Annotated in this window: 8 protein-coding genes; 2 read left to right on the top strand and 6 right to left on the bottom strand. The window is 73.3% G+C overall.

The genetic code is table 11. The features are described from left to right. Positions 1-14: 14 nt before the first annotated feature. Complete coding sequence (locus CLV70_RS04595; RefSeq protein ID WP_245908028.1) at positions 15-1,052, bottom strand: glycoside hydrolase family 26 protein; 1,038 nt, start codon at positions 1,050-1,052, stop codon at positions 15-17. Positions 1,053-1,345: 293 nt separating this feature from the next. Here CLV70_RS04595 and CLV70_RS04590 point away from each other — a divergent pair, with 293 nt between their 5' ends. Beyond that, on the top strand, positions 1,346-4,060 hold the full coding sequence (locus CLV70_RS04590) for an OmpA family protein (protein ID WP_146163956.1): 2,715 nt from the start codon (positions 1,346-1,348) through the stop codon (positions 4,058-4,060). A gap of 78 nt (positions 4,061-4,138) precedes the next feature. Here the strand turns inward: CLV70_RS04590 and CLV70_RS04585 are convergent, their stop codons facing one another. The 3 genes from CLV70_RS04585 to CLV70_RS04575 form a co-directional block, all read right to left on the bottom strand. Further along, positions 4,139-5,065, bottom strand: a complete 927-nt coding sequence (locus CLV70_RS04585) for a quinone oxidoreductase family protein (protein ID WP_106125102.1) — start codon at positions 5,063-5,065, stop codon at positions 4,139-4,141. Positions 5,066-5,140: 75 nt separating this feature from the next. Continuing rightward, positions 5,141-6,271 carry a tetratricopeptide repeat protein gene (locus CLV70_RS04580; protein ID WP_106125101.1) on the bottom strand — a complete coding sequence of 377 codons (1,131 nt, stop codon included), beginning with the start codon at positions 6,269-6,271 and terminating at the stop codon, positions 5,141-5,143. Further along, on the bottom strand, positions 6,268-7,524 hold the full coding sequence (locus tag CLV70_RS04575) for an ATP-binding protein (RefSeq protein WP_106125100.1): 1,257 nt from the start codon (positions 7,522-7,524) through the stop codon (positions 6,268-6,270). Before CLV70_RS04575 ends, CLV70_RS04580 begins: the two co-directional genes overlap by 4 nt. Positions 7,525-8,012: 488 nt before the next feature. Between CLV70_RS04575 and CLV70_RS04570 the strand changes: the two genes are divergently transcribed. Beyond that, on the top strand, positions 8,013-9,674 hold the full coding sequence (locus CLV70_RS04570) for an AfsR/SARP family transcriptional regulator (RefSeq protein ID WP_158277703.1): 1,662 nt from the start codon (positions 8,013-8,015) through the stop codon (positions 9,672-9,674). A 4-nt stretch (positions 9,675-9,678) separates the two neighbouring features. Here CLV70_RS04570 and CLV70_RS04565 read toward each other — a convergent pair whose 3' ends face one another. Both CLV70_RS04565 and CLV70_RS04560 read right to left on the bottom strand, forming a co-directional pair. Next, positions 9,679-11,250: an amino acid adenylation domain-containing protein gene (locus CLV70_RS04565; protein ID WP_106125098.1), complete on the bottom strand. Its 1,572-nt coding sequence runs from the start codon at positions 11,248-11,250 to the stop codon at positions 9,679-9,681. Further along, positions 11,247-12,062 carry a hypothetical protein gene (locus tag CLV70_RS04560; protein WP_106125097.1) on the bottom strand — a complete coding sequence of 272 codons (816 nt, stop codon included), beginning with the start codon at positions 12,060-12,062 and terminating at the stop codon, positions 11,247-11,249. Before CLV70_RS04560 ends, CLV70_RS04565 begins: the two co-directional genes overlap by 4 nt. Position 12,063 lies beyond the last annotated feature (1 nt).

The following is a 12,063-nucleotide window of genomic DNA, read 5'->3' as shown; positions in this document are numbered from 1 at the left end:
TGGGAGGGGCGGTCCTACCCGATGGAGAGCTTGACGTCGAAGGTCTTGTCGGCGGCGAGGGTGCGGAACGCGGCGAGGTTGGCCTTCGTGCTGTCGATGCTGATGTCGCGGTCACCCTCATCGTCGGACTTCGTGTCGAAATACACGATCGCCTTGATGTTCGGACGCTTACGCAGCTCCGGCAACACACTGTTGAACCCGGCCGTCTTGTCCGTCGCCCTACCGACCCGGTGGTACACACCCCACTCAGCGATCATCAACGGCTTACCCGCGTGCTTGCTGGTCGCCCAGTCGTAGAACGTCGGACCGTTCGGGGCCTTACGATCCAGCAGATCCGCGAACGTGCCGTAGTGGTAGTAACCCTTCTCCGCACTCACGTACGAGTCCAGACCCATCCAGTCGACGACGTCGTCACCCGGGTACAGGTCCTTCCACCACGACTGGGCCATCCACTTCTCGTTACCCATGTACGCCATCACATTGATCGCGTTGGTGACGCCCTTGGCCCGCAGCCGCAGGATGGTGTGGCGGTACATCGCGGCGAAGTCCTTCGCCTCCCAGCCCGAACCCGGCTTGGCGATCACGTCGTTCTCCGGCTCGTGGTTCAACACCAGGAAGAACTTCTCCGGGAACGTCGACTGGATCCGCGCGGCGAACCTGTCGATCCGGGCGTCCTGCTCACCCTTGGCCACCTTCGCCCACGTCGACCCGTACGCGATCTTCCAGTTCAACAGCAACACCCGCGGCTTCGCCGCGTCCCGCGCCATCGCCATCTCCGACTTCGTCGGGAACGGCTCATCACCCTTGTGATACGCGTGGAAAATACTCGCGGTACGACCACTGAGCTTCTCCCAATCCTTCAACGCCCCGTCGCGCGGAGCCGACGTGAAGCCACCCGCCGCGGCACCCCACAGCACGCCGCACGACGGCACCAGCAGCTTGCCGGTGACACACCCGGACGGGGCCGGCGCGCCGGAAGGGGCGGCCTGGGCTCCGGCGGTCCCGGTCACCGCACCGAGGGCGGCGGCCAGGACGGTGGTCAGCGAAAGCACGGTCCGGCGAATCGTCGAGCTGCGCAAGATCTGATCTCCCCCGTTTCGTCCGGCCGCGTCGTCGGCCGGGCATACGAAAGAGATTCCGGGGCGTACGGAGCGCCGCCGGTGCCCGATCGGGTGCGGCCCGGTTGCGCCGGGGCCGGCCCCTCGGTGTGCCCTTGAATCGGCCGCAGGAGGGCGGGGTTGAGGATTGCCGGGGCACAGCGAAAGAACTGAACTATATTCAGTAACGGTCTCACTACAGAGAGTGAGCAGTCGCGGTCGGATCAACGGGGGAAACAGTGCTAGGTGTGACAGCCCTACGGAGAAGCGCAATAAGGCGGGACACGGGCGAGCCCGCTCCGGCGATCGTTCTCGGCGCGCTCCTGGCGCTGCTGTGCAGCGCCGCCGTCTTCGCCACCGGAACGCCGGCGTACGCGGCCACCACGACCGTCCAGGTCACCGCAACGCCCCAGACCTCGGTGACCGGGCAGTCGGTCACGGTGTGCGCCCAGATCATCCTGTCCCAGCCGAGCAACGTCACCGCGAGCGACCTCGTCACGCCCACCGGGTCCGTCAACTTCGGCGGCGCCGGGCTGCTCGCCAACGTCGTGCTCGACCAGACGGGCACGGCCTGCACCACGTCGTCCACGCTGACGAGCGGCACCATCACCGCTCTCTACTCCGGGGACGCCAACCAGGACATCGATCCCGGCAGCGGATCCACGCCGGTGACGGTCCTGCCGGCCTTGACGACGACCGTGGTCTCGGCGACGCCGAACCCGTCGGTGACCGGCGACGAGGTGACGGTGTGCGCCACGGTGACCGCGCTGGCGCCGGCGACCGGGACACCCACGGGCGCGGTCACGTTCCTCACCCCGGAGGGGCTGCGGATGGCCAGCCTCACCGGGGGCCAGGCGTGCTACAACTCGAGCACGCTGATGACCGGGGTCATCAGCGCCTTCTACGACGGTGGCATCGGCTACCTCAGCTCGTCGGGCACGACCACGGCCACGGTCAACCCGGCCGACACGACGACCGAGGTCTCCGCGACCCCCGACCCCTCCGTGCGGAACCACCTGGTGCAGCTGTGCGCCACGGTCACCGCCGCCGCGCCCGTGGTCACCGACATCCTGACGCCGGCACCCACGGGCACGGTCACCTTCACCGGGCCCGGCGGGCTGAACGACATCGCCGTCCTCGTCGGGGGCCAGGCGTGCACCTCGTCGACCTCCCTGACGACCGGCACCGTCACCGCCACCTACGGCGGTGACACCAAGTACAACACCTCGACGGACACCACGCCGGTCACCGTCGACAAGGCGGAGACGGTCACGTCGGCGTCCGCGTCGCCGGCCACGACGGTGACCGGCCAGGGGGTGGACGTCTGCGCCTCGGTGTCCGAGTCGTTCTCCTCGGCGGGCAGCACGACGGGCCTCGTCACCTTCTCCCGCGCGGGCGGCACCGGCACCGCCAACGGCAACGGCCCGTCGCCCACCGGCACGGTCACCTTCACCGGCCCCGGTGACCTCAATCGGACGGTCGCCCTCAGCAACGGCCAGGCGTGCTTCATCTCCACCACGCTGGAGACCGGCACCATCACCGCCACCTACAGCGGCGACGACGACTTCAAGACCTCCACCGACACGGCCGAGGTCACCGTCAACCCCGCCGAGACGGAGACCTCGGTGTCGGCGACGCCGAGCGTGTCCGTACGCGGCCAGGCCGTCGAGGTCTGCGCCGTCGTGACGGGCGGCCCCGCGCTGGACACCCTGCCGAGCTCCGGAACTCCCACGGGCACCGTCACGTTCACCGGCCCGGGGAGCCTGAACCGCACCGAGACCCTCATGGGCGGCGAGGCGTGCTTCTACTCCACGACGCTGGAGACCGGGACGATCACCGCCACGTACGACGGCACCACCGGCTACCTCACCTCGACGGACACGACCCCGGTCACGGTCAACCCGCTGGGCAGCACGACGGCGGTGACGGCCACGCCGGCCACCTCCGTACGGGGCACGGCCGTCGCGGTCTGCGCCACGGTGACCGGTTCGCTGCCGCAGCTCACCCAGCAGAACATCCCGACCCCGACGGGCACCGTCGTCTTCACCGGGCCGGGCAACCTGAACCGGACGGTGACCCTGAGCGGCGGCCAGGCGTGCTTCACCTCGACGACCCTGTCGACCGGCACCATCACCGCCACCTACCAGGGCAGCACGACCTACGAGACCTCCACGAACACGGCCTCGGTAACGGTCAGCCCGCCGCCGGTCGTGCCGACGCCCGAACCGACGCCCGAGCCGACTCCCACTCCCACGCCGACACCGGAGCCGGAACCGACGACTCCCCCGCCGCCGACCAAGCCCGTACAGATCAATCTGAATCTGACCCTGCCGCCCAACCAGAGCCTGGTCGGCGCGAACGCCACGATGACCGGCGGCGGGCTGGCGCCCTCGTCCCGCTACATCCTGCGGATGTTCTCGGAGCCGGTGGTCATCGCGTCGGGCGTGACGAATTCGCTGGGCGGCTTCCGCGCCGCGGTGAAGATCCCCAAGAAGGCGTGCGTGCTGGGCGGCCTGCACCAGCTGGTGCTGACCGGTACCGCGCCGGACGGCTCCACGGTGCGCGACTCGAACTGGGTCGTGCTGAACGACTCGTGCTCCGCGAAGACCGGCTCGGGTGCCAAACCGAAGGTCAACACCGTGCAGCTGCGGTCGTTCATCTTCCCGTACCAGTCGGCCCGGCTCACGGTGACCGCGAAGCGGGCCATCCGCACCCAGGTCAGCGCGATGCGGGGCGCCAAGGCCGTCACGATCACCGGCTACACGCAGACCGGCCGGCAGTCGAAGGCGGCCCGCAAGGCGAACAAGCTCCTCGCCGCGCGCCGGGCCGTCGCCGTCCGCAAATACCTGCGGGCCCTCGGCGTACGGGTGGCGATCCGGACCGTCGGCGCGGGCGGGGTGAAGCCCATCAGCACCGCCAACCAGCGCCTGAACCGCCGCGTGGTGATCACCGTGCGGTACTGACCCACTGACCGGCCGGCACGGGCCGGGCCCCGATCCTCATCCGGATCGGCGCCCGGCCTGTTCCCTTGCGCGGGCGGCTCAGGGCACGAAGACGACGCGGTCACCGGACCCGGCGGTCCACGCCCGCGAGACCTCTGCGAGCGGCACCGGGCGGGCCTGCACGTCGATGGTGCCGTCGTTGACGGCGGCGGCCAGCGCGGGCAGCTCGGCCAGGATGTCCCGCGCGGAGACCGACCCGATGCCGCTGCCGACGATCCGCAGCTGGGCGGAGCGCAGGGCCACCGACGGCACGGGCGCGGCCGGCCCGGCGACGGAGCCGATCGAGACCCAGGTCAGCGGCCGGCCACGGTCGGCGCGGTGGGTGAGCATGGCCATCATCGCCTCGGCGGCCGGCTCTCCCCACACGTAGTCGAGGACGACGTCGACGTCGGCGGCGAGGCCGGCCTTGTCGAAGGTGATGGTCTCGCCGGCGCCCACGGCGGTCAGCGCGGCCAGCCGGCCGGCGTCGCGGCCGCACGCGATCACCTGGCCGGCCCCGAAGTGGTGGGCGATCTGGACGGCCATCCGCCCGGCGTTGCCGGTCGCGCCGAGCACGAGGACGCGCCGGCCGGTGGCGAAGTCGATCCGGCGGCGCAGCGCGACCCAGGAGCTCATCGCCGGATTCATCGCGGCGGCGATCCGCACCGGGTCGGAGTCGCGGGGCAGGACGACGCTGCGGCGCACGTCGATGACGGTCCGCTCGGCGAAGGTGCCGTACGCGGTGTCGTCGAGCACCGCGTAGCGCAGCTCCCCGTCGGGGCCGCGCACGACCGCGTCGACCCCGGGGATCAGCGGCAGGGCGGCGGTGCTGCTGTAGTGCGCCCCGGCCGCCTTCGCCCGGGTGAGATGGTGCAGGGCCGCCGCGAGCACCTCCACCACCATCTCGTCCCTCGTGCCCGCGACGGGCTCGGCGTGCTCGGCGTACACGGGCGGGCGGTCGGCGGTGCTGAGGACGGCGGCGTGCATGATGACCTCCGGAAGACATAGTTTGTGTTCCCAACCACCTCCATGATGGTTGGGAACACAAACAATGTCAACGGGTCACGACGGGGTGGTGCGGCCCCGTGCCATGCCGAACCAGCCGCGGCGGAGCAACCAGCTGACCTCGCGGGCGAACCAATTGCGGGCGCGGAGCACCAGCAGGATGAAGGGCAGCGACGTCGCCGGCATCGCGAACACCTTGATGCCCGCCTTGCCGGCCGGGTCGGGGTCGAGGGCGAACAGCAGGGCGGCCACCGCCGTCACGAGCAGCCGCAGCACGGCCAGGGCGAAGGTCGGGCGGCGCAGGTTCTGCCGGATCAGCGCGCGGGTCGGCCCGGACAGCGCCCGCAGCCGCCACCGCAGGAAGGCCGCCGCGCCCGCGATGCCGGCCACGGCCGCGAGCAGGCCCACCGCCAGGCCGGCCGGCCCGTCGATCCGGGCCCGCAGCAGGCCCGCGGCCACCGAGGCGACCACCAGGAGCAGGCTGGCGACGTCCGTGACCAGCCACAACGCGCCGCGGGCGCTGCGGGTCGCGACGCGGACCACGGTCTCGTCGGCCGGGGCGGCGCCGAGGACCGCGGCCAGGCCCGGCGACGCGCTCAGGGCCCGCCCGCGCCCGGCGTCCATCTCCGCCAGCGAGTAGAGCGCCATGGGGTCGTCCGGGGCCAGGGCGAGGGCCTGCTCGTACGAGGTCCGGGCCGCCTCGAACCGGGCCGTCCGGCGCTGGGCGTCGCCGAGCGCGACGTGGACCAGGGGGTCCTCGGGGGCGAGCTCCCGGGCCCGCCCGGCGGCCTCGAGGGCGGCCACGATGTTCGCCGTGCCGCCGGCCTGCAACAGGGCGTAGACCAGCGCCACCTCCCCGTGCGCATCCTGCGGGGCCAGGTCGCGGGCGAGCCGGGCGGCCCGGACGGCCTCGCCCGTGCGGCCGAGCATCAGCAGCGCCGCGGCGGCCTGCCGGTGGGCGACCGGCTGCTCCGGCGCCACGGTCGCGGCCCGGCCGGCCGCGTCGAGCGCCTCGCCGTACCGGCCCGCCGCCTGCCGGCAGGCGGCGAGGACCACGAGCGCCGTCAGGTTGTCGGGATCCTCGGCCAGCTGCCGCTCGACCAGGCGGGCGCCCTCGTCCGGGCGCCCGGCCTGCAGCAGGTGGTTCGCCCGGACGCTCAGCTCGCCGGGCGGGGTGGTCGCGGTCATCGGAGCAGCTTCCGCTTCTTCAGGTACGCCGTGAGATCGTCGTAGGCGCCACCCTCGTTGGCGAACATGGCCACGTTGCGGGCGGTGGCGAACCACGGGCCGGTGGAGGGCCGCAGCTCGTTCAGCGCCCGGACGAAGTCCCGCTGCTCGATCATCCGGATCGTGCCGGTGCGCATCGAGTCGGCCATCGCGTACTCGGCCGCGGACTCGCACAGGTGGGTCAGGTCGGCGCCGGAGAAATCCTCGGTCGCGGCGACGAGTTTCGGCAGGTCGATGCCGGCGATCGGGCGGTCGCGCAGGTTGAGCTCGAGGATCGCCTGTCGCGCCTCGGCGTCGGGCGGCAGCACCAGCACCATCCGGTCGAGGCGCCCGGGGCGGCGCAGGGCCGGGTCCACCTGCCAGGGCGTGTTCGTCGCGGCGAGCACGAACACCCCCTCGTTGTCCGTGTCGACCCCGTCGAGCTCCGCGAGCAGCTGATTCGCGACCGTACGCATCGAGCTGGAGGACATCTGCGACCGCTTCTGGCCGAGCGCGTCGATCTCGTCGAGGAACAGCACGCAGGGCGCGTTGCGGCGGGCGGTCTGGAACAGCTCGTGCAGGTTGCGCTCGGAGTTGCCCATCCACATGTCGAGCACGTCGACGATCGACAGCGACATGAACCGGGCACCCATCTCGCCCGCCACCGCCCGGGCGATGAACGTCTTGCCGCAGCCCGGGGGTCCGTAGAGCATGAGGCCGCCGCGGAGGCTCTTGCCGTACAGTTTCCGCAGCTCGGGGTTGCGCATGGGGCCCAGGAAGGCGAGCTCGAGGCGCTCCTTGACGGCCTTCATGCCGCCGACGTCGGCGAGCCGCACGGTCGAGCGCTCGACATCGAACTTGCGGTCGCCGCCGCCGCGCGCGGGCTCGGGCGGGCCGTCCGCCGGCAGCGGGCCGCCGCCCTCCTCGGACGGCGCGAAGCGTGGCGGCAGGACGGGCGACAGCTCCTCCTCGTACGCGGCGAGCACGTCTTCCGGCCCTTCGACCGGTTTGTCCTTTTGTGGGGCGGGCGCGGTGGCGGCGAGGGCGCGCTGCATCAGGGTCTGCGCGCCGGCGTTGCCGGGGTCTCTGGCCAGGACCAGGCCCGCCTGGGCGACCGCCTCGACGGCGCGGCCGGCCTCCACGAGCAGGCCACCGAGGTGCAGGCGCAGGGTCAGGTCGTCGGGCCGGGCCTCGACGGCTTCGGTCAGGCTGGTGATCAGGATGTCGTCGCTCATATCAAGGGCAGGATAGGCGGCGGCACCCGGAATAGCGTAGATCCGAAATACTTCCCGTTCGAGAATCGACAGAGTCCGATACCCGACCGGTCCGCCGGTTCATCCACGACCATCCGGACGCTATCGGTCCATCTGGGATCATCACGCTGCAATGGCATTACCGTCCGCATCCGGCACGATTGCGCCTTCCGGGCGGACGGCGGCACGGAACGGCACCGCTCCCGCGAGCATGGCACCTGAACTGGGTCGATGATGATCCGCTCCGGGCCCGGGCGGCGGCCGGGAGCACCGCCGCCACGCCGCGCGCGCCCACATTCCGGGAGGCCGGCCCGGCCGGAGCGGGACGCCATTCGCCATCGGCGGGCGGAACCATTGCGGCATACTTCGAAACGCCGGTCGCGGGGACGGATGACGGCCGGAGCACATGCCGATCGTCTCGAGCCCGCGCACCGCCACGCGGTCTCGATCCAATGTGGAGGGAGCGGGCCGTGACAGTCGAGTTCCGGGTGCTCGGCGACATCGAGGTGCGCATCGACCACCGCGTCGTGGAGGTCGGTCACGTACGGCAGCGGTGCGTGCTGGCCGCGCTGCTGGTGGACGCCAACCAGACGGTGCCCGTGGACCAGGTCGTGGACCGGGTGTGGGGCAACCGGGTGCCGCAGCGCGCCCGCAACGCGGTCGCGGGCTACCTGTCCCGGTTGCGGCGGGTGCTGGCCGGCACCGACGACGCCCGGATCGTCCGGCAGCCCGGCGGCTACCAGCTGGCCGTCGACCCCCGGGCGGTCGACCTGCACCGCTTCCAGGAGCTGGCGCGCGGGGCGCGTACCGCCGGGGACACGGCCACCGCGGCCACGCTGATGGACGAGGCGCTCTCGCTGTGGCGGGGAGAGGCGTTCGCCACGCTGGACGTGCCGTGGATCAACGCGGTGCGGGAGGCTCTCGGCGTACAGAAGCTGGCTGTTCTGCTCGATCGCAACGACCTCGCGCTCGACCGGGGGCAGCACGCCGCGCTGGTGGCCGACCTGTCCGCGGCCGTCGCGGCGCATCCCCTGGACGAGCGGCTGACCGGGCAGCTCATGCGCGCGCTCTACGGGTGCGGGCGGCAGGCCGAGGCGCTTCAGCACTACGACGCGATCCGCCTGCACCTGGCCGAGGAGGTGGGCGTCGACCCCGGACCGGCCCTGCGGACCCTGCACCTGCGGATCCTCATGGCGGATCCGGCGCTCACCGTCGGCGCGGCCGCACCCGCGCCGCAACCGGCTCCCCGGCAGGTAAAGGGCCCGGTCCCGCGCCAGCTCCCCGCGTCGCTGCGCTGGTTCGCCGGCCGCGACCGCGAACTGACCGCGCTCGACACCGTCCTCGCCGAGTCCCGGGAGCACCCGGCGACGGCGGTCATCTCCGCCGTGTCGGGCACCGCCGGGGTGGGCAAGACGGCGCTCGCGGTCCGCTGGGCCCACCGGGTGGCGGACCGGTTCCCCGACGGCCAGCTCCACGTCAACCTGCGCGGCTGCGACCCGGGCGGAGCGGCGATGGATCCGGCGGAGGCCGTCCGCGGGTTCCTCGACGCGTTCGGCGTGAGCCCGCAGCGCATCCCGGCCGGCCTGGCGGCGAAGACCGGGCTCTACCGCAGCCTGCTGGCCGGCCGGCGGATCCTGGTGCTGCTGGACGACGCCCGCGACGCGGCCCAGGTGCGGCCGCTGCTGCCGGGCTCACCGGGCTGCCTGGCGATCGTGACGAGCCGGGTCCGGCTCACCGACCTCGTGGCCGCCGACGGGGCCCACCCGCTCATGCTGGGGCTGCTGTCGTCCGCCGAGTCCCGCGACCTGCTGCGGTGGCGCCTCGGCGCGGAGCGGCTGGCGGCCGAGCCGGACGCCGTCGAGGAGATCATCGCGCGCTGCGAGCGCCTCCCCCAGGCGCTGGCCCTCGCCGCCGCCCAGGCCGCGACCGACCCGTGCGCCAGCCTCGCCACCATCGCGGCCTCGCTGCGCGACGGACGGCCCGGCCCGGACGGGTACGACCTTCACCATCCGGCCGCCGACGTGCGTACGGTCCTGTCCTGGCCGCGCCACGCGCCACGGCGGCCGCACGCCGCTCCCCTGCTCGGGCTGCCGCCGGGCCCGGACATCTGCGACGTCGCGCGGCCGGGCTGACCGGTCACCGCCGGGTGCGGCGGCGCGGCGGCGGCTCCGGCAGCGCCGCGCGGTCGACCTTGCCGTTGGCGGTGGTGGGCAGCTGCCCCAGCGACACGTACCGCGCCGGCACCATGTGCTCGGGGAGGTGTTCGCGCAGGTAGGAGCGCAACTCGCGCTCGTCGATCGGCTCGCCTGCCGCCGGCACGACGTACCCGACGAGGGCCGCCGGGTCGCCGCGGAGGACGACGACGGCGTGGCGCACCAGGGGGTGGTCCCCGAGCACCGCCCCGATCTCGCCGAGCTCCACCCGCTGGCCGCGGATCTTGACCTGGTCGTCGGCACGCCCGAGGTAGTGCAGGCAGCCGTCCTCGTCCCAGCGCGCCAGATCCCCGGTCCGGTACGCGCGGACACGCCGGCCGCCCACCTCGATCCCGACGAACCGTTCCGCGGTCAGCCCGGGCGCGCCGCTGTACCCCCGGGCCAGGCAGTTCCCGCTCAGGTACAGCTCACCCACCGCGCCGACCGGCACGAGCCGGCGCTCGTCGTCCAGCAGGTGGACCGCCACGTTGCTGATCGGCCGCCCGATCGGCACGCCGGTGCCGGGCTCCGGCCGCCGGCAGCGCCACGCGGTGACGTCGATCGCGGCCTCCGTGGGGCCGTAGAGGTTGTGCACCTCGGCGGGCAGGGCCGCGGTGAGCGCGTTGACGGTCTTCGGCGGCAGGGCCTCGCCGCTGCAGATGACGAGCCGCAGGCCGGTGCACTCCTCGAACCCCGGTTCGCCGACGAACAGTGCGAGCATCGACGGTACGAAGTGGATCACCGTCACCCGTTCCCGCCGGACGACCTCGATCAGGGCCAGCGGGTCGCGGTGCGCCTCCGGGGCGGCCACGGCCAGGCGCGCGCCGTACATCAGGGGCCAGAGCAGTTCCCAGACCGACACGTCGAAGGTGTACGGCGTCTTCTGCAGCACCACGTCAGCGGCGGTCAGCGCGTACTCCGCCTGCATCCACGCGAGCCGGTTGGTGAGGCTGCGGTGGGTCATCTCGACACCCTTGGGGCGGCCGGTCGACCCCGAGGTGAAGATGACGTACGCGAGCCCGTCGGCGAGGTCCTCCGCGAAACGGTGCCCGCGCCAGTCCAGCGCCGCTCCCACCGGCGGCCCGCCCACGGGGGCGCCCGTGAGGTCGAACAGCGCCGGCTCGCCGTCGAAGGCCGGGCGGCACGCGTCGCTCACCAGGACGGCGCGGGCTCCGGCCGTACGCAGCATCAGCTCCCGCCGCGACCGCGGGTGCGACGGGTCCAGCGGCAGGTAGGCGCCGCCGGCGAGCAGGATGCCGACCACCGCGACGACCATGTCGGCGCTCCGCTCGGCGCACAGCCCGACGACCGAGCCGGCCCCGATCCCGGCGGCCTGCAACCGGCCGGCCAGCAGCGCGGCCTCGTCCATCACCTCGCGATAGGTGAGCTGCCGGGTGCCGTCGCTCAGCGCGACGCGGTCCGGCGTACGCCCCGCCTGCGCGCGGATGATCTCGGGCACCGGCGTGTCCGGGAACGCGACGGGTGCGGGATTGAAGCCGAGAACCCGGGCCGTCATGGCCGGTCCCCCTTCCGATCGGAGACGAGGTCGTAAATGGCGGCGACGGCCTGCCGCACCGTGGTGTCGTCCAGCGGCACGGTCCCGGCGCCGCCGCCCGGCGTGGCCGCCGCCGGGTCGCCCGGCAGCGGCATGGCGGCGTCCCCGGGCAGGGCGGGCCGTTCCGGGCACGCGGTGACCACCGTGCGGTCGGCCCCGGGCACCCCTCTGCCGTTCAGGCCCGGCGCGTCGGCCGCGGCGAGCAGGAAGCCGAGCCAGCCGCCGAAGCGGGCGAGCAGGGCCACCGCCTCCTCGGCCTCCGGACCGTCCGCGGCCGGGCCGGCGATCGCCGCCCGCAGCGCCGAGGTCATCAGCAGGTGGGCGGGCTGGCCGCCGCAGCCCCACGCCGAGCCGGGCGGGGGCGGCGGCGCACCGAACCGGGCCAGGAACGCGCCGCAGTCGTCGACGGCCTGGCGCACCGTCGGCCGGGCGGGATCGACGAAGAGCACCGGCGGGCGGACGCCGTCCGGCTCGGCGAAGGCGGTGGCCATCGCGCCGGCGAGCACGCTGGCGCCGAGGTGGCCGACGATGCCGTCGACGTGGCCGAGCATGGGCGCGTACGAGTAGGCCAGGTCCGGCAGGCTCAGGTAGGTGCCGGCGGCGGCGAGGTCGCGCACGACGTCGATCCGCCGCAGGTCGAGCCGGTCGTCGCCGGCCGCCAGCGCCGCGGCGAGGCTCCGCGAGCCCGCCAGCGGCCGGAGGTCCACCACGACGACCCGGACCCCGCCGGGGCGGGCCCGGACCCGCTCGACGGACAGCAGGGGAACGGCCACG

The sequence above is a fragment of the Pseudosporangium ferrugineum genome (assembly GCF_003002065.1).
GTDB lineage: Bacteria > Actinomycetota > Actinomycetes > Mycobacteriales > Micromonosporaceae > Actinoplanes > Actinoplanes ferrugineus_A.
The sequence above is the reverse complement of the archived record's forward strand: the minus strand, read 5'-3'. Positions and strand labels throughout refer to the sequence as shown.

Excerpts from the sequence above, each read along its gene's own strand:
- CLV70_RS04565 (WP_106125098.1), bottom strand. The coding sequence starts at position 11,250 with ATGACGGCCCGGGTTCTCGGCTTCAATCCCGCACCCGTCGCGTTCCCG.
- CLV70_RS04575 (WP_106125100.1), bottom strand. The coding sequence starts at position 7,524 with ATGAGCGACGACATCCTGATCACCAGCCTGACCGAAGCCGTCGAGGCC.
- CLV70_RS04585 (WP_106125102.1), bottom strand. The coding sequence starts at position 5,065 with ATGCACGCCGCCGTCCTCAGCACCGCCGACCGCCCGCCCGTGTACGCC.
- CLV70_RS04580 (WP_106125101.1), bottom strand. The coding sequence starts at position 6,271 with ATGACCGCGACCACCCCGCCCGGCGAGCTGAGCGTCCGGGCGAACCAC.